This window comes from Streptomyces sp. NPDC038200 (genome assembly GCF_055600785.1).
The window spans coordinates 176,146-199,804 of sequence record NZ_JBVJYH010000009.1; the positions used below are offsets into that span (position 1 = coordinate 176,146).

Annotated in this window: 18 protein-coding genes; 12 read left to right on the forward strand and 6 right to left on the reverse strand. The window is 74.0% G+C overall.

Translation table 11 applies throughout. The features are described 5' to 3' along the window. The first annotated feature begins 35 nt into the window (after window positions 1-35). Complete coding sequence (locus ACZ7KF_RS20650; protein WP_471076736.1) at window positions 36-1,715, forward strand: acyl-CoA dehydrogenase family protein; 1,680 nt, start codon at window positions 36-38, stop codon at window positions 1,713-1,715. Between the two features lie 144 nt (window positions 1,716-1,859). Continuing rightward, on the forward strand, window positions 1,860-3,860 hold the full coding sequence (locus ACZ7KF_RS20655) for a HEAT repeat domain-containing protein (protein ID WP_471076739.1): 2,001 nt from the start codon (window positions 1,860-1,862) through the stop codon (window positions 3,858-3,860). A gap of 32 nt (window positions 3,861-3,892) precedes the next feature. On the opposite strand, the gene ACZ7KF_RS20660 is transcribed toward ACZ7KF_RS20655, so the two are convergent. Further along, complete coding sequence (locus ACZ7KF_RS20660; protein WP_471076742.1) at window positions 3,893-5,965, reverse strand: serine/threonine-protein kinase; 2,073 nt, start codon at window positions 5,963-5,965, stop codon at window positions 3,893-3,895. 323 nt (window positions 5,966-6,288) lie between these two features. Then, on the reverse strand, window positions 6,289-6,876 hold the full coding sequence (locus tag ACZ7KF_RS20665; RefSeq protein ID WP_471076745.1) for an Rv1733c family protein: 588 nt from the start codon (window positions 6,874-6,876) through the stop codon (window positions 6,289-6,291). A gap of 283 nt (window positions 6,877-7,159) precedes the next feature. On the opposite strand from ACZ7KF_RS20665, the gene ACZ7KF_RS20670 reads away from it, so the two are divergent. The 4 genes from ACZ7KF_RS20670 (at window position 7,160) to ACZ7KF_RS20685 (ending at window position 11,206) form a co-directional block, all read left to right on the forward strand. Further along, a complete protein-coding gene (locus tag ACZ7KF_RS20670; RefSeq protein ID WP_471076748.1) occupies window positions 7,160-8,248 on the forward strand; it encodes a WD40/YVTN/BNR-like repeat-containing protein in 1,089 nt (362 codons plus the stop codon). Window positions 8,249-8,466: 218 nt separating this feature from the next. Then, window positions 8,467-9,144, forward strand: a complete 678-nt coding sequence (locus ACZ7KF_RS20675) for a uracil-DNA glycosylase (protein WP_471076751.1) — start codon at window positions 8,467-8,469, stop codon at window positions 9,142-9,144. Next, window positions 9,141-10,115 (forward strand): N-acetylglucosamine kinase, encoded by a 975-nt coding sequence (locus ACZ7KF_RS20680; protein ID WP_471076754.1) that lies wholly within the window; start codon window positions 9,141-9,143, stop codon window positions 10,113-10,115. The genes ACZ7KF_RS20675 and ACZ7KF_RS20680 overlap by 4 nt, the downstream gene beginning before the upstream one ends. A 164-nt stretch (window positions 10,116-10,279) precedes the next feature. Then, a complete protein-coding gene (locus ACZ7KF_RS20685; protein WP_471076757.1) occupies window positions 10,280-11,206 on the forward strand; it encodes a sirohydrochlorin chelatase in 927 nt (308 codons plus the stop codon). 114 nt (window positions 11,207-11,320) lie between these two features. On the opposite strand, the gene ACZ7KF_RS20690 is transcribed toward ACZ7KF_RS20685, so the two are convergent. Continuing rightward, window positions 11,321-12,358 carry a lactonase family protein gene (locus ACZ7KF_RS20690; RefSeq protein ID WP_471076760.1) on the reverse strand — a complete coding sequence of 346 codons (1,038 nt, stop codon included), beginning with the start codon at window positions 12,356-12,358 and terminating at the stop codon, window positions 11,321-11,323. A gap of 191 nt (window positions 12,359-12,549) precedes the next feature. Next, a complete protein-coding gene (locus ACZ7KF_RS20695; RefSeq protein ID WP_471076763.1) occupies window positions 12,550-14,040 on the reverse strand; it encodes an FUSC family protein in 1,491 nt (496 codons plus the stop codon). Window positions 14,041-14,270: 230 nt separating this feature from the next. Between ACZ7KF_RS20695 and ACZ7KF_RS20700 the strand changes: the two genes are divergently transcribed. From ACZ7KF_RS20700 to ACZ7KF_RS20715, 4 genes are all read left to right on the forward strand, one after another. After that, a complete protein-coding gene (locus tag ACZ7KF_RS20700) occupies window positions 14,271-14,747 on the forward strand; it encodes an Lrp/AsnC family transcriptional regulator (protein ID WP_225821538.1) in 477 nt (158 codons plus the stop codon). 105 nt (window positions 14,748-14,852) lie between these two features. Further along, window positions 14,853-15,542, forward strand: a complete 690-nt coding sequence (locus ACZ7KF_RS20705; protein WP_471076766.1) for an HAD family hydrolase — start codon at window positions 14,853-14,855, stop codon at window positions 15,540-15,542. Between the two features lie 164 nt (window positions 15,543-15,706). After that, window positions 15,707-18,538, forward strand: coding sequence for a beta-L-arabinofuranosidase domain-containing protein (locus tag ACZ7KF_RS20710; RefSeq protein ID WP_471076769.1), 2,832 nt, complete (start codon window positions 15,707-15,709; stop codon window positions 18,536-18,538). A 211-nt stretch (window positions 18,539-18,749) separates the two neighbouring features. Further along, on the forward strand, window positions 18,750-20,219 hold the full coding sequence (locus tag ACZ7KF_RS20715; RefSeq protein ID WP_471076772.1) for an MFS transporter: 1,470 nt from the start codon (window positions 18,750-18,752) through the stop codon (window positions 20,217-20,219). Between the two features lie 209 nt (window positions 20,220-20,428). Here ACZ7KF_RS20715 and ACZ7KF_RS20720 read toward each other — a convergent pair whose 3' ends face one another. Continuing rightward, window positions 20,429-21,259: a LysR family substrate-binding domain-containing protein gene (locus ACZ7KF_RS20720; protein ID WP_471076775.1), complete on the reverse strand. Its 831-nt coding sequence runs from the start codon at window positions 21,257-21,259 to the stop codon at window positions 20,429-20,431. 242 nt (window positions 21,260-21,501) lie between these two features. Between ACZ7KF_RS20720 and ACZ7KF_RS20725 the strand changes: the two genes are divergently transcribed. Further along, window positions 21,502-21,900: a DUF5997 family protein gene (locus ACZ7KF_RS20725; RefSeq protein ID WP_471076778.1), complete on the forward strand. Its 399-nt coding sequence runs from the start codon at window positions 21,502-21,504 to the stop codon at window positions 21,898-21,900. Between the two features lie 281 nt (window positions 21,901-22,181). Continuing rightward, window positions 22,182-22,979 (forward strand): helix-turn-helix transcriptional regulator, encoded by a 798-nt coding sequence (locus tag ACZ7KF_RS20730; RefSeq protein ID WP_471076781.1) that lies wholly within the window; start codon window positions 22,182-22,184, stop codon window positions 22,977-22,979. A gap of 148 nt (window positions 22,980-23,127) precedes the next feature. On the opposite strand, the gene ACZ7KF_RS20735 is transcribed toward ACZ7KF_RS20730, so the two are convergent. Continuing rightward, complete coding sequence (locus ACZ7KF_RS20735; protein WP_225821532.1) at window positions 23,128-23,550, reverse strand: secondary thiamine-phosphate synthase enzyme YjbQ; 423 nt, start codon at window positions 23,548-23,550, stop codon at window positions 23,128-23,130. Window positions 23,551-23,659 lie beyond the last annotated feature (109 nt).

Here is a 23,659-nt window from a genome sequence, read left to right on the forward strand (position 1 = left end):
TGCTACAGCCGCAGGAAGAGTGCAACATGCTGCCCATGGTCTCGATTCCGGAGCAGTCGCAGGTGCCGGCACAGTCCCGGCAGCAGTACGCCACGCACGACGTCACCAACCAGCCCCCGCCACTGGCCCCGTACGACGCCTCCGCCGATCCGGCCCTGCTGGAGGGGCTGCGCCGGGAGGGCGCGGAGTGGGCCGAGGACGGGATCCGGCGGCTGGGGGCGCGCGCCGGCAGCGCGGAGGCCCAGGAGTGGGGCGAGGAGGCGAACCGGCACGAGCCGGTGCTGCGCACCCACGACCGCTACGGCCACCGCGTCGACGAGGTGGAGTTCCACCCCAGCTGGCACCATCTGATGCGGACGGCGGTCGCCGAGGGCCTGGCCGGTGCCCCCTGGGCCGACGACCGGCCGGGCGCGCACGTGGCCCGGACCGCGGGCGGACTGGTGTGGGGGCACACGGAGGCGGGACACGGCTGCCCGACGTCGATGACCTACGCCGCGGTGCCCGCACTGCGCGCCCAGCCGGATCTCGCCAAGATGTACGAGCCGCTGCTCACCAGCCGGGAGTACGCACCCGGACTGCGCGTCCCCACCGAGAAGCCGGGGCTGCTCGCCGGCATGGGCATGACCGAGAAGCAGGGCGGTTCCGACGTCCGGACGAACACCACCACGGCCACGCCGACCGGCGAGGCGGGCGTGTACACGCTGCGCGGCCACAAGTGGTTCACCTCGGCGCCGATGTGTGACGTCTTCCTCGTGCTCGCCCAGGCCCCGGGCGGACTGTCGTGCTTCCTGGTGCCGCGGATCCTGCCGGACGGCAGCCGCAACACCTTCCGCATCCAGCGGCTCAAGGACAAGCTGGGCAACCGGTCCAACGCGTCCTCGGAACCGGAGTTCGACCGGACCGTGGCCTGGCTGGTGGGGCCGGAGGGCCGAGGGGTGAAGACCATCATCGAGATGGTCAACTGCACTCGGCTGGACTGCGTGATGTCCTCGGCGACCCTGATGCGCAAGACGCTGGTCGAGGCGGGGCACCACGCCCGGCACCGCAGCGCGTTCGGCGCGCGGCTCGTCGACCAGCCGTTGATGCGCAACGTCCTGGCCGATCTCGCGCTGGAGTCGGAGGCGGCGACGACGCTCACGCTGCGACTGGCCGGCGCGGCGGACCGCGCGGTGCGCGGGGACGCCGGGGAGCGGGCCTTCCGGCGCATCGCCACCGCCGTCGGCAAGTACTGGGTCACCAAGCGGGGCCCGGCCTTCACCGCCGAGGCCCTGGAATGCCTGGGCGGCAACGGGTACGTCGAGGACTCCGGCATGCCCCGGCACTACCGGGAGGCTCCCCTGCTGTCGATCTGGGAGGGCTCCGGGAACGTCAACGCGCTCGACGTGCTGCGCGCCCTCGGCCGTGAGACGGACACCGCGCAGGCGCTGTTCGCCGAGATCGACCTCGCGCGCGGGGCGGATGCCCGCCTCGACACGGCCGTGGCCGCACTCAAGGCCCAATTGGCCGAAACCGATCAGGTGGGTGCCCGCCGGCTGGTCGAGCGGATGGCGCTCGCGCTCCAGGCCTCCCTGCTCGTCAGGTACGCCCCGCACCCGGTCGCGGACGCGTTCTGCGCGAGCCGGCTGGGCGGCGACTGGGGCCACGCGTTCGGCACCCTGTCCGCCGGAACCGACCTCGGCGCCATCCTGGAACGCGCCCTGCCCGGCCTGAACTGACCCCTCCACGCGCGGGGACGCGCGGAGTCGTTCGGTGGCCGGTGACCGCCGACGGATCGCACACAGTCAGCAGGTGACTCCGGGCCGTTGTCAGTGCCGTGGTGCACACTCGCGATCAGGTGGCATTCGCCTGGGGAGGACAACGTGGTCACGGGGATCGACGAGGTCGACTGGACCTCGCTGCGGCACGGGCACGGCAGCGCGGAGGACGTGCCCGGATGGTTACGGGCGCTGGCGTCCGCGGACGCCGCCGAGCGGGCGACCGCGCTCGACCGGATGTACGGCGCGGTGCACCACCGGGGAAGGGTGTACGACTCGACGCTCGCCTGCGTCCCGTTCCTGTTCGCGCTCGCGGCCCGCGAGGAGGTGCCGGACCGGGGCTGCATCGTGGAGCTGCTGATCAGCATCGGTGCCGAGAGTGCCGAGGGCGCGGAGCGGGACCGCAGGGCGCGGGAGGCGGTGTGCGCGGGCGCCGAGGTCTTCACCGCGCTCGCCGGGGACCCGGACCCCGCGGTGCGCCGCACGGCGGCCGGGGCCCTGGTGCGCTTCCTGCATGATCCGCCGCGGGTCCTGGAGCTGCTGCGGCGGCGGCTGCGGGCCGAGCGGGACGACTGCGTGCTCCTCGCGCTCACGGAGGCGCTCGGCCTGTTCGCGCACCGGTACCCCGCGCTCGCCGGCGGCGCGGTGGACCTCCTGGCCGAACAGAGCGCGCCGCCCCATCCGCCGGGGCTGCGGCTGGCGGCGCTCGGCCAGCTGGCGCTGCGCGCACCGGCCCGGCTCCCCGCCGACACCGTGCCTGCGGCGGTCCGGCTGCTGCAGGAGCGGTCCGCGCAGCGCCGCCCGTTCGAGGAGCACTCCGGCACGGACACCCTGGTGCGCCGGATACGGCGGCTGCGGCCCTCGGACGAGCAGGGCGCCGTGCTGCTGCGTACCCTGCACGGCGCGCTCGGTGACCGCGTGGCCGACCGGATCGCCCTGCTCACGGGCCAGTTGGCCAGTCCGGACCCGGTGGACCGGTGCAATGCCGCATGGATGTCGGCGGGGCTGTTCCGCGGCTGGCGCGGCGCGTACGACGAGCCCGTACGGCTGCTCGGTGCCCAGCTGGGCACCGAGCAGGACCGGTTACGGGACGCGGCCGTCTCGGTGCTGGCGGAGCTGTACGCCCTGGCCGCGCCCGCGGCGGACGAACTGCACGCACTGGTGACGGCCCGGCCCGACCTGTGGACGCACCGCTGGGAGCGATGTCCGCCCACGCTGGGCGGCCCGCTCAAGGCGCTGGCCAGGAGCGGTGACCCCCGCGCGGTCCCGGCCCTGGCCCAGTTGCTGGCCGGCCCGTCGGCACCCGCCGGACTGGGCTGCGAACTCGCCCACCTCGGCCGGGCCGCGGCCCCGCTGGCCCCCGCCCTGCGTGACCGGCTCGGCCGCGTCGCGCTGGCCTCCCCCGCAGCGGCCCGGCTCGCCGCCCCGCTGGTGACGGCGGTCGGTGCCGTCGGCGACCGCGACGCGGTCCCGGAACTGCTCCGGCTGCTCTCGGGCTCCCCCGACGGCCTGGGTGCGCGGGACGCGATAGCCGGCCAGGTGATCGGGACGTTGACCGACCTGGGCGCCGCCGCGCGGGCGGCCCCCCTTCTGCACGCACTGCTGTGCACCCGGCACGCGTCCGCCGCGGCGGGCGCGCTGTGGGCGGCGGACGGCGACGCCTCCGCCGTACTCCCCGTCCTGCTGCGCGAGTTGGCCCGGCCCGAGCCGGCGGTCCGGCGCGACGCCGCCCGGCAACTCGGCAGGCTGGGCCCGGCCGCGCGCGCCGCGCTGCCCGAGCTGCACCGGCTCGTCCGGTCGGGGCCGGTGCGGGAGCGGATACCGGCCGCGTGCGCGCTCTGGCGCATCGCCGGGGATCCCGAGCCGGCCCGGCCCGTCTTCCGGGCCGCCTGGACCGCGGACCCGCGCACCCGTGTCCCCATCGCCCGCTGCCTGACCACGATGGGCCCCGCCGCCGCGCCCCTGCGCGACCTGCTCGCGACGGAACTGACCCGCCCCCGCCGCCACAGATCCCGCGTGGGCGCGTACGGACACCGCGACATCCCGGACGACGAGCAGCTGCTGAGGCTGTGCGGGAAGGTGCTGGCTGGACTGCGAGGGGGGTGAGGGCGTGGGCGCCACGAGGTCACCCGGGGCATTCACACGGGGCATTCACCGGAAGCGATGATCTCGGGAATGCGGCTGTTCGCCTCCATGACGGCCACGCTCCAGCGGGTGTAGTTCCAGGTCTTGTCGGCGCGGTACTCGGCCGTCAGCTTCGAGCAGACGGTCGTGGACACCGCGTCCTGGAAGTTCGCCCGCTGCGCGCGGCCCACGAGTACCTCGTTCGTGTCCCGAGCCCATATGTAGGCGGCCTTCTCGGCCGGGTCGAAGCCGAGGCTGATGGGGTCGTCGCCGCCGAACGGCGCCAGACCGTCGCCCTGGGCGATCCGTGCGTTCCACTCGGCGGTGACGGCCTTGTCCGTGGTGTCGGCGACGCGGATCTCGGCCTTGTCGCTGCTCGGTGTCCCGGCGGTCGCGAGACCCTCCTGGTCGCCCTGCCACTGTCCGGCGACCCGGGTGAGGCATCCGTCGGTGGCCTCGCCGAAGCCGAGCACGCCGGCCTCGGTGTCACCCTCGTAGCCCTTCCAGACGACGGCGTAACGGCCGTAGGACCAGGCGGTCGGGTCCTCCTGGAGTCTGTGGGCGAGAGCCGTGCAGGCTGCCATCTTGCCGGCTCGGACGAAGATCTCCCGGTCCTCGTCGGGAAGTTGGGAGACGGGGCCGCCGGTCACGAACACCGTCTGCGCCCGCTTGCCGAAGGTGACGGTCGGCGTCATGAAGTCCAGGTCCTTGGTCGCGAGCATGGACGTCACGTCGGCGCGGACCGCCCGGCCGACGGCCGTCTCCTCGGCCGTGCTCGCGCTGACACTGGTCCGCCATTCGTCGGACGTCGGTTCGGACTCGTCACCGGCGCGGGTGAAGGCCGGGTCGGACACTCCGGCCAGCGGATCGACCGGCACCGTGATCCGGCGCGGGTCGGAGGGTGACGGCACCTCACCGACCGGTGTCGCGGCGGGGGACGTGCCGGGTGCGGTGCGGTCGGCGCGCGGAGCGGCGGAGGCGCCGACCGTGTCCCCGGTGGCGTGCGCCGCGCCGCCGCGGCGGCCGGACTGAGTGTCGTGACCGCCGCCGCGGAAGGCCAGGACACCGCCCGTGGCCGCGCCGAGGACGGCGGCTGCGACGAGGACGGCGAGCAGGGTGCGCCCACGGGAGGCGGGCGCCGGGGCGTGCCAGGCGGGATCGTCCGCAGTGGGTATGTGCCACTCGGAGGTGACGAGTGCGCCGACCCGCGTGGGTTCCCGTACGGCGTCGGCGCCGAGGACCTGGGTCGCCTGGGCGGCGAGGAGCCGGGAGCACCGCTCCGCCACGGTGGCCGCGGCCGGGCGCTCCGCGGGGTCCTTGGCGAGGGCCTGCACGACGGTGTCCAGCAGCGTCTCGGGGACACCGTCCAGGTCGGGTTCGCCGGACATGACGCGGAACGCGACGGCGTCCGGGGCGCCGCCGCCGAAGGGGAGGCGCCCGGTGGCCGCGTAGGCGACCAACGCGCCCCAGGCGAAGACGTCGCCCTGGGGGCCGGCCGTGCTGGTGCGGTAGTACTCGGGGCTGATCCAGCCCGGGGTGCCGGTCAGTACGCCGGTGCGGGTCACGCTGGTGCCGTCCGCGGCCCGGGCGATACCGAAGTCCAGGACGTGCGGGCCGGCCGGGGTGAGGATGACGTTCTGCGGTTTCACGTCACGGTGCACGACACCGGCCGCGTGGATGGCGGCCAGTGCCTGTGCGGTGCCGGTGGCGAAGGCGTACAGGGTGCCACCGGTGAGGCGCCCGTGCTCGGCCAGGTGCTGGTTGAGGGTGAGTCCCGGGGCGTAGGCGGTGGCCAGCCAGGGCGAGGCGGCTTCCGGATCGGCCGCCAGCAGGGGCACGAGGCAGGGGCCCTGCACCCGCGCGGACAGCTGTACCTCGCGCCGGAACCGGGCACGGAACTCCGGGTCCTCGGCCTGTGCGGGGTGGATCACCTTGACCGCTACCCGCAGGTCCTCGGCGGTGAGACCGGCGTACACGGTCCCCATGCCGCCGGCCCCGAGACGGCCGACGATCCGGTACGGGCCGATACGGGAAGGGTCACCGGGACGGGGCGGCTGGACGCGTTCCGGAGAGCCGGCAGTGCTCACGCAGTCTTCCGTTTCCTTCGGACGAACGGGCAGGGGTGGCCGGCGGGCTCACCGGCCGCACCCCTGTGTCTGGCGCGTGTGTGACCGGTGAAGGATCCGGGAGGTTGCCTCGGCCCGGAGACCGTCATTCGATCGTGACAATGGGGATTGCGGCCGAAAGGCCGGACGGCGTCGCGACGTTGGGGGCCGCGCCGAAAGGTGAGGCGGCGTGCCCATGGGGGCCGCGGGCAAGGGGTCTGACGGCCATGCGGACGGCCGGGGCCGCGCCGGGCCGGCCGGTGAGCCGGGCACCGCCGGTCGCGCGGCCGGCAGGACGCCGGTGGTCAGACCGTCCGCCCCCACTGCGGGCCCAGGCGGGCCCACTCCGTGTCCCAGACGTCCATCCGGTGGCGTTCCAGACGGCCCCGTACGGCCAGGCCGCCGACGAAGGGGACGGCGGCGGCGCTCAGGCCGACGAGGAGGCCGATGAGGGTGGAGCGGAAAGCTGCCTCGGAGGCGGTGGTGGGGCGGGTGACCAGGTGGCCCTGCGGGTCGGTCCAGACCGTCACCGGCGTGTCGGGCCTGCTGCCGGGCTCCACCCGGATCTGACCGGTGTGGGCGGAGCCGTCGGCCGCCGTCCAGCGGACCTTGGCCCAGACCCGTTCCCCGGGGGAGGCGTGGCTGCTGCTCGCGGGGGACGACCCCGGGACCTGGGTGACGACCCGGGCCACGGCGGGGCGCCAGACGGCCCGCTCACGGGCGAGCCCGTCTTCCACCGAGTCGGCCGCGGCGACGCCGGCCAGCACTCCGGCCAGGACCGTCAGCAGACAGGCGCCGAGCACGACCCAGGCCTCCACCACGTCGGCCCGGCGTTTGAGCGGGTTGCGCCGCCAGCGCCACAGCCACACCTTCGGACCACGGAACGCCTTCAAGGGCATCCTCCTCACGAGCGCACCGACCGGCCGGGACGCCCTCCCATACGGGAGAGATCGCTCCGTTGCTCACGACGAGCCGTCACCCCGACGGTCGCACGAGACACCCCTCTCGCGCAGGCGCATGCCGGAACGGCTCTGGTCGATCTTCGCCACAGCCCCCACGACACAGGGTCTGACCTGGGCGGATGCGCGCTCTGGGGGAGAGTGTCAGTGGTGGGGTGCAGACTGGCCGATATCTGACGACGACTACCTGGACAACGGCGTCCCGGAGGTGATCGGCATGACCGAGGTACTGCTCGCGGTAGGCACCCGTAAAGGCCTGTTCATCGGGCGGCGAAGGGGCGGCGGCCCCTGGGAGTTCGACGAGAGTCCGTATTTCAACGCGCAGGCGATCTACTCGGTCGCGATCGACACCCGGGGCACCCGTCCTCGGCTGCTGGCGGGCGGCGACAGCGCGCACTGGGGCCCGTCGGTGTTCCACTCCGACGACCTCGGGCGCACCTGGGCCGAACCGGCCCGGCCCGCCGTGAAGTTCCCCCAGGACACCGGTGCTTCGCTGGAGCGGGTCTGGCAGCTGCACCCGGCCGCCGCCGAACAGGACGTGGTGTACGCGGGCACGGAACCGGCCGCGCTGTACCGCTCGGAGGACCGCGGCGAGAGCTTCACCATGATCCGGCCGCTGTGGGAGCACCCGACCCGTGCGCGGTGGGTGCCGGGCGGCGGCGGTGAGGGCCTGCACACCGTGCTCACCGACGCACGCGATCCGGCCGCGGTGACAGTGGCCGTCTCCGCGGCGGGCGTGTTCCGCACGACCGACGGCGGGGCCAGCTGGGCGCCGTCCAACTCGGGTGTGTCCGCGGTGTTCCTGCCCGATCCGAACCCGGAGTTCGGCCAGTGCGTGCACAAGGTCGCCAGGGACGCGGGCGACCCGGACCGGCTGTATCTGCAGAACCACTGGGGGGTGTACCGCAGCGACGACGCGGGCGGGCGGTGGACCGACATCGGCGCGGATCTGCCGACCACGTTCGGCTTCGCGATGGCCGCGCATCCGCACCGGGGCGGCACGGCGTACGTCTTCCCGATCAACGCCGACGCCGACCGGGTGCCCGCCGAACGCCGCTGCCGGGTCTTCCGTACCGAGGACGCGGGGTTGACCTGGGAGCCGCTGGCCGCGGGGCTGCCGCAGGAGGACCACTACGGCACGGTCCTGCGGGACGCGCTGTGCACGGACGACGCCGACCCGGCCGGGGTGTACTTCGGCAACCGCAACGGCGAGGTGTTCGCCTCCGCCGACGACGGGGACAGCTGGCGGATGCTGGCCTCGCACCTGCCGGACGTGCTGTGCGTGCGGGCGGCGGTGGTCGGCTGACGGCACACGGGCGAGCGACAGGCACAGGCGGGCGGCAGGCGGCAGGCGGCAGGCGGCAGGCGGCAGGCGGCAGCACGCTCGGGTGGCCGGCGCGCACCGGCGTGCAGTGCGCACAAGAGAGCAGCACGCTCCCGCGCGGAAGCAGGTGCGCGGCGTCCGAGGTCGCGCTTCGGCCATCGGTTGATCGCCGACGGGTGCACGGCAGTAGGGTGACGCCCGTGGCACCACGACCCTTGCATGAAATCGTCGAACCGGGCTGGGCGAAGGCCCTGGAACCCGTCGCCGGACGGATCGCCGAGATGGGCGACTTCCTGCGCACGGAGATCGCCGCGGGACGCACCTACCTCCCGGCCGGATCGAACGTCCTGCGGGCCTTCCAGCAACCCTTCGACGAGGTAAGGGTTCTGATCGTCGGTCAGGACCCGTACCCGACCCCGGGGCACGCGGTGGGCCTGTCGTTCTCCGTGGCCCCGGAGGTACGCCCGCTGCCGCCCAGCCTGATCAACATCTTCCGCGAGCTGAACACCGACCTCGGGCTGCCCCAGCCGTCCACCGGCGACCTCACGCCGTGGACGCAGCAGGGCGTGCTGCTGCTCAACAGGGCGCTCACCACCGCGCCGCGCAGCCCGGGCGCACACCGCGGCAAGGGCTGGGAGGAGGTCACCGAGCAGGCGATACGGTCGCTGGCCGCCCGCGGCAAGCCGCTGGTGTCGATCCTGTGGGGCCGTGACGCCCGCAATCTCCGTCCGCTGCTGGGCACTCTGCCTGCGGTCGAGTCCGCGCACCCCTCGCCCATGTCGGCCGACCGCGGCTTCTTCGGCTCGCGCCCGTTCAGCCGGGCCAACGACCTGCTGATCCAACAGGGCGGGCAGCCGGTGGACTGGCGTCTGCCGTGACCGTTTCCGGGTATCTCGCCGTGGACTCCGGCGGTTCCGGCCTCCGGATCGCCGTCGGCGTCCCCGGGCGGGAGCCCACGGCCCGGCGGGAGACCCGGGAACCGGTCCGCACGGGTGCGCGGGGCATCGACCCCGGCCACCTGATGTCCCATCTCGTCCCGGCGGCCCGCGCCCTGGCCGACCGGGCGGGGGTGGACGAGCTGGGCACGGCCGTCGTCGGCGCCGCCGGCTTCGCCACCCTGGGCGATGCCCTGCGCGCCGAACTGCCCGGCGCGCTCACCCGGGAGCTGGGCGTACGGACCGTGGCGCTCGCCGCCGACGCCGTCACCGCGTACGTCGGCGCGCTCGGGCCCCGTCCGGGCGCTGTCGTCGCCGCGGGCACCGGCCTGATCGCGATCGGCACGGACCTGGCGGCCTGGCGGCGGGCCGACGGCTGGGGCCATCTGCTGGGCGACTGCGGGAGCGGTGCGTGGATCGGCCGGGCCGGTCTGGAGGCGGCGCTGCGCGCCCACGACGGCCGCGACGGGGCATCGGCACCGCTTCTGACCTGCGCCGAGGAGCAGTTCGGGCCCGTGCGGGGCCTTCCCGGCCTGCTGTACCCGCGCCCCGACCGGGCCGCCGTCCTGGCCTCCTTCGCACCGCGCGTGGCCGCGTGCGCCGCGCACGACCCGGTCGCCGCGGACATCCTGCGCACCGCGGCCCGGCACATCGCCGACTCGGCGGCGGCCGTGTGCCCGGCGGACGACGCATCGGAAGTGGCTCTCACCGGGGGCCTGTTGAAGATGGGCGCCCCACTTCTCGTCCCGCTGCGCGAGGAGCTGGCGCGCAGGCTGCCGCATGCCCGGCAGGTGCCGGCCGAGGGGGATCCGCTGCACGGCTCGGTACGGATCGCGACGGATCTGGCCACGGGCCGGCTGACGCTGCCGGGTGAGCCGTCGATGCTGTACGTCATCCACGGCGCGGCCGATTGAGGGCCCGGCAAGGGCAGTTCTGCCCCGATGTCGGCTCATGCGTCCGGCATGTGCCTTAAACGTATGTCCTCCACGCGTAACTCATCAGACAAAACAGGACGGATACCGCTCACCTGCACCCTCCCTGAACGGAGGAGCCCAGTAAGCCAGTAACATGCGGCGCCATGAGTTCCCCCACTGGACCCGCGTCCGGCCTGCCCGTACGAATGCCGCGACCCCGCCAGCCCGGACGGCACCGCCGTCCGGAGCCGCTGGTGGCTCCCGAGGGCGCGCCCGCGCTCGTCCTCGCGGTGCCCGGCGCGCCCAGCGCCGCCACGCGCAGCCTCGCCGAGGAGGTCGTGAGCATCGCCCGCTCCGAGCTGCCCGGCCTGGACGCCCGGATCGGGTACCTGGACGGGGACGACACCGATTTCCCCACGCTTCGTTCCGTGCTGGCCCGCACCGCCGAGGAGCGCACTGCCCGCTACGAGCAGGCCGTCGCCGCCGGAGTCGAGGGAATCAGGGAGCCCGACGGCCCGGTCGCCGTCGTCGTCCCGCTGCTGGCCGGTCCGGACAGCTCGCTGCTGCGTCAGATCCGGCAGTCCGTGATGGACAGCCGGGTCGCCGCCGACCTGACCGACGTCCTCGGTCCGCACCCGCTGCTCGCCGAGGCGCTGCACGTGCGGCTGTCGGAGGCGGGCCTGGCCCGTGCCGACCGCGCCCGGCTGTTCACCGTGGCCACCGCCGCGGACGGCATCATCCTGGCCTCCGTGGGCGGCGAGGAGGCCGTACAGGCGGCCGGGATCACCGGCATGCTGCTCGCCGCGCGCCTGGCCGTGCCGGTGATGGCGGCGGCCCTGGACCAGGAGGGCTCCATCTCCTCCGTGGCCGAGCAGCTGCGTTCCTCCGGCTCGCAGCAGCTGGCGCTGGCGCCGTACCTGGTCGGCCCGGAGATCGACCCGGGGCTGCTGGCCGCCGCCGCGGCGGAGGTGGGCTGTGCCACGGCCGAGGCGCTCGGCGCGTACCCGGCGATCGGCAAGCTCGCGCTCGCCAAGTACACGACGGCGCTGGGCATCTCCCCGCAGCAGGCGCAGAGCGCACCGGTGCGCTGACGCGTCCGGCCGCTGCCACCAGGCATTCCGCACGACACGAGGGCCCGCTCCCGGCCAGGGGCGGGCCCTTCGCCCTGCCCTGCCCCGGGCTCCCCTGCCGTCCTCCGGCAGGGTTCAGCCGAAGACGACGCAGGAGGCCGCGTCGACCCGTACGGAGCCGTCGTAGCGGGGCATGCCCGTCGCCTCGTCCACGGCGAACCAGGTGACGTCGCCGGAGCGTTCGTTGGCCGAGTAGAGGAAGCCGTCGAGTTCCGCCAGCGCGCGGGGCCAGCGCCCGCCGCAGGGCACCGTGCCGGTCAGCCGGAGCCCGTCCGCCTGGACGGCCAGGACCGACAGGACGTCCTCGCCGCGGGTCGCGGTCCACACGAAGCGGCCGTCGGGCGAGACGACGATGCCCGAGGGGTAGGCGTCGCCGGCCGGTGCGTCCCGCAGCACGGGGACCTCCGTCAGCGGCTTCAGCGAGCCGTCCGCGGCGTCCCAGCGGCACACGGTGACCGTGGGAGTCAGCTCGTTGACCACGTAGGCGTGCTCGCCGTCCGGATGGAAGGCCAGATGGCGCGGGCCGGAGCCCGGGCGCAGGGCGAACTCGCGGTGCACGGTGAGGCTGCCGTCCGCGAGGGTGCACACCCGGACCGAATCCGTCCCCAGATCGACGGTGACGGCCCACCGGCCGCTGGGATCGGGCTGCACCTGGTGGGCGTGCGGGCCGCGCTGACGTCGGTCGTGCGGGCCGGAGCCGGTGTGCTGAAGCCGTCCCGAAGGCGCGCCGGCGAGCGTGCCGTCCGATCGCACAGGCACGGCGGTGACGCTGCCGCAACCGTAGTTGGCGGTCAGCACGTGCCCGGCGTACAGGCTGAGATGGGTGGGGCCGCTGCCGTCCACGCGTACCGGCACTCCGGCGGGCCGGGGCCGGTCTCCGGTGACGTGGTAGGCGGCGACGGCGCCCTCGGCCGTCTCACTGACCGCGTAGAGCGTGGCCCTGTCCGGGGACAGGGCCAGGTAGGAGGGGTCGGGGAGGTCCCGCACGGCGGAGACGAGGGTGAGGGCCCCGTTGCGCGGCGTGACCTCCGCGGTCACCAGGCCGGGACCGCCGGCCGCCGTGAACGATCCGATGAACGCCCGGCGCCTGCCCGCCCTGCCGTCCTGTGCCACCGCTGTCCCCTCTCGGTCGAGCCCGTAGAGCCGGTCCGGGGCCGACGGTAGCAGTCGATCCCTCGCGGTCTAGACCAAGGGGGCGGGGTGGCCGGGCGGTTCCTCGCGGAGCCCTCCCCGTTTCCGCAGGATGGCCGAGGGCCGGAGATCCCGGCCGCGGCCGTGGGTGGCCGTCGGCTCCCGGCGGCCGTTCAGGCCCCGACCAGCCGGGAGCCCGACGGCGTCCGCAAGGGCTCGGCCAGCTCGGAGAGGGCGCGCTCCAGGCCGTGCAGGTGGGCCAGGGCGGGTTCGGCGGGCGCTTCGGCGGGGTGCGGGACCGGTTCGGCGCGGCCCGCGGTGAGCGCCTCGACGGCGGCCTCCACCCGCCAGCAGGCGGCGGCGAGGCGGGCGTCGTGGGAGGCCTCGGGGTCCGCGGCGACCGCGACCAGGCCGCGGATCTCGCGGGCGCAGTCGTCGAGCAGCGTCAGGACGCGGCGGGCCCGCGCCTTGCGCGCCGGCATCGGGTTCAGCGGGTGCACCAGCGGGGCCACCGAGAGCCGGACCCGGCCGAGCAGCTGCTCCAGTTCGGCCACGCGCGGCGCGGGGTCGGCCGTGGCGGAGCCGGCCAGCCGGGCCGCGGCCTCTTCGGTGCAGGTGTGCACGCAGCGCAGGGCCCGCTGGATCCAGGCGTCGGTGGTGGCGTGCGTGGTGACCGGCAGGACGAGCAGGACCGCGAGCGCGGCACCGAGCGCGCCGACCCCGGTCTCGGTGAGCCGCAGCGCGAGCAGGTGGGGGCTGAGGACGCCCAGCAGGCCGTAGAGCAGCTCGGCGAGGAGGGTCACCCAGAGCATCATCCAGGTGTAGGAGACGGCGGCCGTGTAGAAGATGCCGAAGACGGCGATCGCGACGAGGACGGCCGTCGGGACGGGTGCCCCGTGCACGGGGACGGCGACGAGGAAGCCCAGGCAGATGCCGATCACCGTGCCGAGGACCCGGCGGAAGCCGCGGACCAGCGTCTCGCCGCGCGAGGCGGTGTTGACGAAGATCCACCAGGTGGCGCCGACGGCCCAGTACCAGCGCTCTCCCGACACCAGCTGGCCCACGAGGAGCGCGAATCCGGCGCCCGCGGTCGCCTGGACGGCCTGCCGAGTGGTCACCCGGGCCAGTCCGGTCCCGGCGGGCGGGGCGGGTACGGCGGCCGGGGGGAGCCGGCGCTCGTAGCACCACGCGCCGAACCGTACGACGGCGGCGGTGAGCACGGAGAGCAGGACGGCGGCGTACAGCTCGGGCAGCCGGTCCGGGGTGGCGTGCAGGAACTGGGCGACGAAGAAGGTCATGAAGGCGAACACGCCGAGGCTGTGCCCGCGCGGGCCCCACCGTCGGGCGTACACGCCCGCGCCGACCACGGCCAGGAAGGCGAGGTCGCGGGCGACGGGGAAGTCGTGCAGCTCGGCCGCGGCGGCGAGCACCGGCACGCCCACGGCGGGCAGCAGCGCGGTGGTGACCGCCTGCCCACGCACGGTCGGGTCGGCGACGGTGAACAGGGCGAGCAGCGCGGCGAGACCGCCGGTGACCGCACCGGCGAGGGAGTGCCCGGCCAGTCCGCAGACCGCGACCGCCAGCCCGATGCCCAGGACGGCCCGCGCGGCGAAGCGCAACCGCCCCCGGCCCGGATCCGGAGCCACGAACACCCTCTTCAGCACTGCTGCCCTCCCCTGGGAACGCCGGCACAGAAAAGGCGCCGCGGGGATCCGCAGCGCCATCGACACGTCCATGAGAGCATCACTGTGGTCACTGGCTCAAGTGTTGCCCGAATCACTGGACCATCGGCCCAGCCCCGGCCGGACCTCCCAGTCCACCGAAAAGCCAACGGCCCAGGTCGGACGGTACACGGGGCGGCGGGGGGCCTGAGCCATTGGTACAGTCGGACATCATGGCCGTGGACGAACTCGACACCCGCATCCTGCGGCTGCTCCTGGAGCAGCCGCGCACCAGCGTGCGCGAGTACGCCCGCATTCTCGGCGTGGCGCGCGGCACGCTCCAGGCCCGGCTGGACCGGATGGAACGGGAGGGGGTGATCACCGGCACGGGCCCCTCCCTCTCCCCCGCCGCCCTGGGACACCCGGTCCTGGCGTTCGTGCACATCGAGGTCACCCAGGGTCATCTGGACGACGTGGGGGACGCGCTGGCGGCCGTACCGGAGATCGTGGAGGCGTTCTCGATCACCGGTGGCGGGGATCTGCTCGCCCGGGTGGTGGGCCGGGACAACGCGCACCTGGAGGACGTGATCCAGAAGCTGATCAGCCTCCCGGGAGTGGTGCGCACCCGTACCGAGGTGGCGCTGCGCGAGCGGGTCCCGCACCGGCTGCTGCCGCTGGTGGAGTCGGTCGGCCGGGCGGCCCGCGCCTGACGCCCGGCACCCTGGACCCCGTACCCTCTCGGCGCCCTGGACCGCCCGCACCACCCGACGCTCGGCACCCTCGACGCCCGTCCGACGCTTGGCATCCTGGACGTCATGAGCGATCTCGGTACTCTCGCGGTCATCTTCGATCTCGACGGAACGCTGGTGGACAGCGAGCCGAACTACTTCGAGGCGAGCCGGCACGTTCTGGCCGAGCACGGCGTCCCCGGCTTCACCTGGGCGGAGCACGAGAGCTACGTCGGGATCAGCACCCAGGAGACGGTGGCGATCTGGCGGGAGCGCTACGGCCTGCGGGCCTCGGCCGCTCAGCTGCTGGCCGCGATGAACCGCCGGTATCTGGAGCTGGCCCGCGCCCGCACGCGCGCGTACCCGGAGATGCGCACGTTCGTGGAGCTGCTGGCCGCCGAGCACATACCGATGGCGGTGGCCTCGGGATCCTCTCCGCAGGCCATCGAGGCGATCCTGGCGGGCACCGGCCTGGCCGCCCTGCTGCCCACGGTCGTCTCGTCCGACGACGTACCCCACGGCAAGCCCGCCCCCGACGTCTTCCTGGAGGCCGCCCGCCGGCTCGGCGCGAACCCCGCCGACTGCGTGGTCCTGGAGGACGCGGCTCCCGGCGCGGCCGCCGCCCACGCGGCCGGCATGCGCTGCGTCGCCGTCCCGTACGTCCCCGCACAGGCGGACGCCCCCGAGTTCGCCACGGCGGCCCTGCTGGTGCGGGGCGGCCAGCCGGAGTTCACGGCGCGGGCGGCGTACGCATGGCTGCGGGACGCGGCGCGCTGAACGACTCCGCTACCCGTCAGTACCGTTGACGCCCCTTCGCCCCTTTCCTATCTTCTGGACGACTTCCCGAACAGAGTTCGATATATCGAACCGAGATCGACTCAAGATCGAATCTGAATCGAACCCCGCATCGCACCCCGCAGCGCACCGGAAACGAGGAGCACATGGCCCCGCCCCTGTCGCGACGCACCCTCCTCCGAGCGACCGCCCTGACCGCCGCGTCGGCCGGCCCGGCCCTCACCGCCTCCACCGGCGCCCCCGCTCCTCCCTTCACCCTCGCCCTCGCTGCCGTCGGCGGCGCGGCCGAGCCGGCCGGCGTCCTGCGGCCGTTCGCCCTGGGAGACGTCAGCCTCGCTCCGGGCCTCTTCGCCGACAAGCGGGACCTCATGCTCGATCACGCCCGCGGCTACGACGTGAACCGACTGCTTCAGGTCTTCCGGGCCAACGCGGGGCTGGACACGGGCGGAGCGGTCGCGCCCGGCGGCTGGGAGGGACTGGACGGAGAGGCCAACGGGAATCTGCGCGGGCATTACACCGGGCACTTCCTCACCATGCTGGCGCAGGCGTACGCGAGCACGGGCGAGAAGCTGTTCGGCGACCGTATCCGGGCCGTGCTCGGTGCGCTGACCGAGGTGCGGGAGGCACTGCGCCGGGACCCGGTCGTCCTGCCGGCGGACGGCCCGTTCGGCCCGGCCGTCGAGCAGGTGCGCGGCTCCTACCGGTACGCCGACCTGCCCGCGGGGGTGCTGGGTACCGCGCCGGCGGTCACACTGTCCGCCTGGGTGAGGCCCGAGCACGACGCGAACTGGGCGCGCGTGCTGGACTTCGGCGACGACACCACCCGGTATCTCTATCTCGCCGTGCGCAATGCCGCCGGAGTGCCGAGGTTCGCCGTCACCGCCTCCGGCGCGGGCGGCGAGCAGGGGCTGAACGGGACGGCCCCGCTGCCCCTCGGCCGGTGGAGCCACCTGGCCGTGACGATCGGCGACGGCACCGGCACCCTCTACGTCGACGGCACCGCCGTGGCCCGCGACACCGCCATGACGCTCACCCCGGCGGCACTCGGCAGCCTCGCCGACCACTGGCTGGGCCGCTCGCACTACCCCGCCGACCCGCTCTTCGCGGGCGGACTGGCGGAGGTCCAGATCTGGTCGCGGGCGCTGAGCGCCGAGGAGATCGCCGCACTCCGGAACTCCCGCGCGGCCGACACCTCCGCCGGCCCCGGCGACCTGGCGTCGTACCGGCTCGACGAGACGACCGGCTCGCGCCTCGCCGACTCCTCCGGCCGCGGCCGGGACGCCACCCTGCGCCGCACCTGGGGCGGCCCCAGCCATCCCGGTTTCCTCGCCGCCTGCCCGGAGACGCAGTTCATCCTGCTGGAGTCGATGACCAGCAGTGACTACACCAAGGTCTGGGCGCCGTACTACACCGCGCACAAGATCCTCCGCGGGCTGCTGGACGCCCACCTCGCCACGGGTGACACGCGGGCGCTGGACCTCGCCTCGGGCATGGGCGACTGGATGTACGCACGGCTGTCCCGGCTGCCCGCGGCCACCTTGCAGCGCATGTGGGGGATCTTCTCCAGCGGCGAGTACGGCGGGATCGTCGAGGCGATCTGCGATCTGCACGACCGCGGCGGCAAGTCCGAGCACCTCGCCCTCGCCCGGCTCTTCGACCTGGACCGGCTGATCGACGCGTGTGCCGCGGACACCGACGTCCTCGACGGGCTGCACGCCAACCAGCACATCCCGATCTTCACCGGTCTGGTCCGGCTGTACGACGCGACCGGCGAGCAGCGCTACCTGACCGCCGCGAAGAACTTCTGGCGGATGGTCGTACCGCACCGCATGTACGGCATCGGCGGCACCAGCACCGGCGAGTTCTGGCGGGCCCGGGACGTCGTCGCGGGGACGATCGGCGCGACGACCGCGGAGACCTGCTGCGCCTACAACATGCTGAAGCTGAGCCGGGCGCTGTTCCTGCACGAGCGGGATCCGGCCTACATGGACTACTACGAGCGGACCCTGTACAACCAGGTGCTCGGCAGCAAGCAGGACAAGCCGGACGCGGAGAAGCCGCTGGTCACCTACTTCATCGGACTGACGCCCGGCCATGTGCGGGACTACACGCCCAAGCAGGGCACGACCTGCTGCGAGGGCACCGGCATGGAGAGCGCCACGAAGTACCAGGACTCGGTGTACTTCGCGGCGGCCGACGGCAGCGCGCTGTACGTGAACCTGTACAGCCCCTCCACCGTGACCTGGGCCGAGCGGGGCGTCACCGTCGCCCAGCACACCGCCTTCCCCGAGGAACAGGGCAGCACGCTCACCATCGACGGGGGCGCGGGCTCCTTCGCGCTGCGACTGCGGGTGCCCGCGTGGGCGACCGCGGGGTTCCATGTGACCGTCAACGGGCGTCCCGTCCGTGGCACACCGGTGCCCGGCAGCTACTTCACCCTGTCCCGGACCTGGCGCCCCGGGGACACGGTCCGGGTGACCATGCCGTTCCGGCTGCGGGCCGAGCCGACCCCGGACGACCCGTCCTTGCAAGCCCTGTTCTACGGGCCGGTCAACCTGGTCGGCCGCGGCCCCGCCACCACCTACCCGGACGTGAGCCTGTACGGCGGCGCGGCCCTCTCCGGCGATCTGCTGCCGTCCCTGACCCCGGTCCCCGGCGTCCCGCTCCACTTCACCCAGGCCGGCATGGAGTTCGCCCCCTTCTCGGAAGGGACCGAGGACCCGACACACGCCTACGTCCGCCGCGCCGAACCCCGCATCGTGTTCGGCGGCCTCGACTCCGGCGTCGCCGGCCCCGTCCGCCCCGACGGGACCACCCTGCTCGACGCGGTGTGGGCCGGGGCGCCCTTCCGGAACAAGAGCGCGCTGGTGGCACGGGTGCGGGAGATCGTGTCCGACTGGGTGGCCGAGGGGCTGCTCGGGCGGGCGGACGGGGAAGCGGTGGTGCGTACGGCCCGCAAGGCCTCCTACGTCCCGTGACGAACGCGACCGGGCGTACGGCCCGCAAGGCGTCCTACGTCCCGTCACGAACGCGACCGGGCGTACGGCCCGGAAGGCGTCCCACGCCCGGTGACGAGCGCGGCAGGGGCCGGCCCCGCGTGGGAGAGACCCGCTTCTCGGCGGGGCGGCGCGGCCGACGCGCGCGGGCGCCTTCCGGGCGCGTCGGCCCGCGGTTGCTTAGCGTGACCCCATGACCACAGAGCAGGCCGGTCCGGCCCCCGACGACCGGCGGTGGAGGGCGCTCGCGGTGTCGTTGACCGCGGGCTTCATGACACTTCTGGACACCTCGATCGTGAACGTGGCGCTGCCCTCGATGGAACACGGGCTGCACGCCGACGAGGCCGAGCTGTCCTGGGTGGTGTCCGGCTACGCCCTCACCTTCGGGCTGGCGCTCGTGCCGGCCGGCCGACTCGGCGACGTGCGTGGCCGGCGCGAGGTCTTCCTGCTGGGACTCGCCCTGTTCACTCTCACCTCGGCCGCGTGCGGGCTGGCTCCGAACGGGGCCTATCTGGTGCTGTTCCGGCTGCTCCAGGGCGCGGCGGGCGGCATGGTCGCACCGCAGACCTCGGGGCTGATCCAGCAGCTGTTCAAGGGCGAGGAGCGGGCCCGGGCGTTCGGCATGATGGCCAGCGTCATCGCGACCTCCACGGCGGTCGGCCCGCTCACCGGCGGCCTGCTGCTCCATGCCGCCGGCGCCGAGGACGGCTGGCGATGGGTGTTCTACGTCAACGTGCCGATCGGCGTGGCCGCGTTCGCCGCGGCGCTGCGGCTCTTCCCCCGGCACCCGGCGACGGCGGACCGGCACGAGGGCCTCGATCTGCCGGGCGTCCTCCTGCTCGGGGCGAGCGTGCTCGCCGTCATGCTGCCGTTCGTACAGGAGCAACAGTGGCCCGGACGGCGGAAATGGGCGCTGCTGCCGCTCGCCGCCCTGCTGCTGGCCGCCTTCTGGGCGTGGGAGCGGCGGCAGACCCGGCGCGGTCGCGCTCCCCTGATCGACCTGCGACTGTTCTCGCTGCGCTCCTACTCGCTGGGCACCCTGCTGAGCCTGGTCTATTTCGGGGGCTTCACCACACTGTTCTTCGTCTACACCCTGTTCCTCCAGAACAACATGGGCTACAGCGCGCTCGCGGCGGGGGTGGCGTCGATGCCTTTCGCCGTGGGGTCGGCCGCGATGGCGACCGCCAGCGGCCGACTGGTCGTGCGGCACGGCCGCCGGCTGGTCATCACCGGGCTGTGCGGGGTGTCGGCGGGCCTGCTCGGCGTCGTCCTGATCGTTCAGTGGGTACCGGGACCGGCCATCGGCTGGGCCGCCGCGCTCCCGCTGCTCGTCGCCGGCATCGGCTCGGGCCTGATCGTCTCACCGAACACGACGCTGGCCCTCTCCCTCGTCCCGGTGCAGCGCGCCGGGGCGGCCAGCGGGGTGCTCCAGACGGCTCAGCGCATCGGCTCGGCGGCCGGTATCGCGGCGGTCGGCTCGGTGTTCTTCGCCCACCTCGCCAACCGCGGCAGCCCCCGCGCGGCCCTCCAGCTCGCCCTGCTCAGCTCCGTCGGGATCGTCCTGCTGGCCCTGCTCCTGGCCTGTGCGGACCTGCGGGAACGGCAGATCGGTCCGGAGGTGGAGCGGCTGGAGGAGGAAGCGACGGCGCAGCAAGGGTCATAGCGGTTCGGCGACCGCCGAGGGGGAGACGACGTACCGCTACAGCGGCCCGACGGGGGGATGCGACGTACCGCGACAGCGGCCCGACGAGGGGATGCGACATACCGCTACACCGGCCCGACGAGGGGATGCGACATACCGCTACACCGGCCCGACGAGGGGATGCGACATACCGCTACACCGGCCCGACGAGGCGTGCTGCCCGGGGCCGCTCACGACCGCTTGCGCGGCCTGCCTCGCTTGGCCGCCGGCTTGCCACCACCGGTGCGGGCGCGCGCCGTACGGCCCGAAGGGTTCGCCGACGACTTGCCCGACGACTTGCCCGAGGCCTTCGCCGACGACTTGGCCTGGGACTTCGCCCCCTGCGCCGGCCGGGTGCCGCCGCTCTGATCGGAGCGCCGGCCCTGCTCGCCGGTGGCCGCCTTCGCCGCCGTCCGGCCGCGCGTGCTGTTGACCGTGCGCCCGCGGACGATGCCGATGAAGTCCTCCACCAGGTCGGTGGTGACCTCCTCCGGCCAGGAGAGGGCGACGCTCGACTGGGGCGCGTCGACGACCGGACGGTAGGTGAGATCGCGGCGGTGGTACAGGCGGGCCAGGGACTGCGGGACGAGCAGAAGGCCGACGTTGGCCGCCACCAGCTCGATGGCGTCCGGGGTCGTGGCGGGCCGCTCGAAGGCCGGTTCACCCGGCGGGGCGTCCCAGTCGAAGACGTCGTCCAGGGGGTGGAAGAGCACCTCGTCGGCAAGATCGGCCAGGGTCACCTCGTCCGCGGCCGTGAGCAGGTGGTCCTTCGGGACGATGACCACCGTGGTCTCGGTGTAGAGCGGGATCGCGCTGAAGAACGTACGGTCGACCGGCAGCCGGACCAGGCCCGCGTCGGCCTCGCCCCCGCGCAGCACCTCGGGCGCCTCGGCGGCCGGGACCTGGACGAGGGTGAGCGGGACGCCGGGCAGGCGTTCGTTCCAGACCTTCACCCACTTGGCGGGCGTCACTCCGGGAACGTACGCGAGCCGGAACGACGGTGATTCCTCCGAGCCTGTCACCAGGCCAGATTACCGGCCGCCGCCGGTCCCCTCCGCCACGGGCCGCCACGGGCCGACACCGGTCGCCCTCCGGTCGCCTCCGACACCGGCCGTCACCGGCCCCGCTCACTGCCGGTGGTCGCCGTGCCGCACCGTCCGTGACCGGTCCTCACTGCGCCCGGCTCGGTTCCCGCGCCGCTCGTGCCCGGCCCCTTCACCGGCCGTGGTCGGTCCTCTCGCACACGGCCGATACCCTTGACACCATGAAGTCGCAGCAGAACACCCAGACGATGAAGCCCGCGACCGCGGCGAAGAAGCTGGGTGTGTACCTCCCCGCCACCCCCGCCTCGTTCCAGGAGGGTGCGGTTTCGCGTGCCGAGCTGAACGAGCTGCAGGCCAACCCGCCGGAGTGGCTGCGCGAGCTGCGGCTCAACGGCCCCCACCCGCGTCCGGTGGTGGCTGCCAAGCTGGGCGTCTCCATCGCGGGCCTCGCCCGGGGCGGGGTCACCGAGCCGCTGACCACCGAGCAGATCGAGGCGCTCAAGCAGGAACAGCCCGAGTGGCTGCAGAAGGAGCGCGCCACCCAGGCCGACGTCCGCAAGGAAGCCGTGCGGATCAAGAACCTGAAGAAGGAGAAGGAGAGCGGCGCCGAGCGCGGCTGATCCTCCCGCCCGTCCCGACGCCCTCCGGCTCCGCCGGGGGGCGTCGTCGGTTCTCCGCCCCGCGGCACCGGCCATCCGGTCGGCAAGAGGGCTCGGGGCACGCGGACCGGCGACACCGGACGGGCCGCCGTTCCCCCGTGCCGGCGGCCCCTCGGACATGACGTCCGAGCAGCCGGTGTCGCCGGGATGAAGTGTGCGACAGCCGGGGACCGCAGGGGTATGCGTACAAGTACGTACGCCGACGAGGGGGAGGGGTACGCAAGGCAACCGGAGAGGAACCCGTGCGGCTGGACAGGTCCTACGAGCGCATGACGGCCGTCGCCGTGGCGGCGTTGCACGAACGGGAGCCCGAGCGGCTGTGGCCGATGCTGGCCGGCACGCTGGCGGAGATGTGCGGCGGTGAGACGGTCATCCACAAGCTGGACGACTGGAGCGAGAACAAGGGCACGATCGGCACGGTGCCCGACGCTGCCGCCGCGGAACTGGCCCGGCTCGGGGACGCCGATCTGAGCCTGCTGCGGGCGGGCTACCCCTTCGCCGGCCACTACGCCGCCGGCCCGGACCGGACGCCGGTCTCCGCGCTGCGGGCGGCGGGGCGCACCTGGCCGGGCAGCCCGACGGCACGCCTGCTCGGCGAGGTCCTGGACGCCGACCACGTGCTGGGCGTGCCGCTTCCCGGGAGCAGGGTGCCGATCACCGGGTGCCTCGTGTACCGCGCCGGTACGGACTTCACCGACGACCACCTGGCCATGGCCGAGCGCGCCCAGCCGCTGCTGGCGGCGGTCGAACGGCAACGGCAGCTGCTGGCCGAGTGGCGGCGGGCACTCGGCCCGGTCGGCGCGCCGGACCAGCGGGCGGCGGACTCCGCGCTGACCCCGCGCGAGACCGCGGTGCTCCTCCTGCTCACCGAGGCGCTCACCGCCGACGCCATCGGCCGCCGCCTCGGCATCTCGGTCCGTACGGTGCACAAGCACGTCGAGAACATCTACCGCAAGCTGGGCACCCGCGACCGCGTCACCACGGTTCTGCGCGCCCAGCACCTCGGCCTGATACCGACGCCCGGCCGGACCGGCGCCTGACCGGCCCGGCCGAGGAACCGACCGACGGACTCGGGGAGATCAGAGGACTTCGGGACTCGGTGGACTCGGTGGACTGGGTGGACTGGGTGGACTCGGCAGCGGCAGCCCGGCCGAGAAGGCGCGGCCCGTGCGGCTCGGCCGGAGAAGCTCAGCCGAGGAAGCTCAGCCGTACCCGGCGGTCAGGGTTGTCCTTGTTGGTGTCCACCAGGCACACCGACTGCCAGGTGCCCAGTTCCAGGCGACCGCCGATCACCGGGAGGGTCGCGTGGGGCGGGACGATGGCGGGCAGGACGTGGTCGCGGCCGTGGCCCGGGCTGCCGTGGCGGTGCTGCCAGCGGTCGTCGGCGGGCAGCAGGGTGTGCAGGGCCGTGAGGAGGTCGTCGTCGCTGCCGGCGCCCGTTTCGATGACGGCGATCCCGGCGGTGGCGTGCGGGACGAAGATGTTGAGCAGGCCGTCCCGGCCGGCCGCCGCCTCCCGGAGGAATTCCTCGCAGTCGGCGGTGAGGTCGACGACTCGCTCCCGGGTCCCGGTGGAGACGTGCAGCATGCGCGTGGTGAAGGCATCGGACATGCCCCCATCCTGACCCATACGCCGGTTTTCACGCCCCACCGCATCACCGAATTCTGATACGCGAGGTCCATCAGACGAGACACCGTTGACCTGCGCGCAGCCATCTGAC

Excerpts from the sequence above, each read along its gene's own strand:
- ACZ7KF_RS20685 (WP_471076757.1), top strand. The coding sequence starts at position 10,280 with ATGAGTTCCCCCACTGGACCCGCGTCCGGCCTGCCCGTACGAATGCCG.
- ACZ7KF_RS20670 (WP_471076748.1), top strand. The coding sequence starts at position 7,160 with ATGACCGAGGTACTGCTCGCGGTAGGCACCCGTAAAGGCCTGTTCATC.
- ACZ7KF_RS20725 (WP_471076778.1), top strand. The coding sequence starts at position 21,502 with ATGAAGTCGCAGCAGAACACCCAGACGATGAAGCCCGCGACCGCGGCG.
- ACZ7KF_RS20715 (WP_471076772.1), top strand. The coding sequence starts at position 18,750 with ATGACCACAGAGCAGGCCGGTCCGGCCCCCGACGACCGGCGGTGGAGG.
- ACZ7KF_RS20705 (WP_471076766.1), top strand. The coding sequence starts at position 14,853 with ATGAGCGATCTCGGTACTCTCGCGGTCATCTTCGATCTCGACGGAACG.
- ACZ7KF_RS20710 (WP_471076769.1), top strand. The coding sequence starts at position 15,707 with ATGGCCCCGCCCCTGTCGCGACGCACCCTCCTCCGAGCGACCGCCCTG.
- ACZ7KF_RS20650 (WP_471076736.1), top strand. The coding sequence starts at position 36 with ATGGTCTCGATTCCGGAGCAGTCGCAGGTGCCGGCACAGTCCCGGCAG.
- ACZ7KF_RS20735 (WP_225821532.1), bottom strand. The coding sequence starts at position 23,550 with ATGTCCGATGCCTTCACCACGCGCATGCTGCACGTCTCCACCGGGACC.
- ACZ7KF_RS20700 (WP_225821538.1), top strand. The coding sequence starts at position 14,271 with ATGGCCGTGGACGAACTCGACACCCGCATCCTGCGGCTGCTCCTGGAG.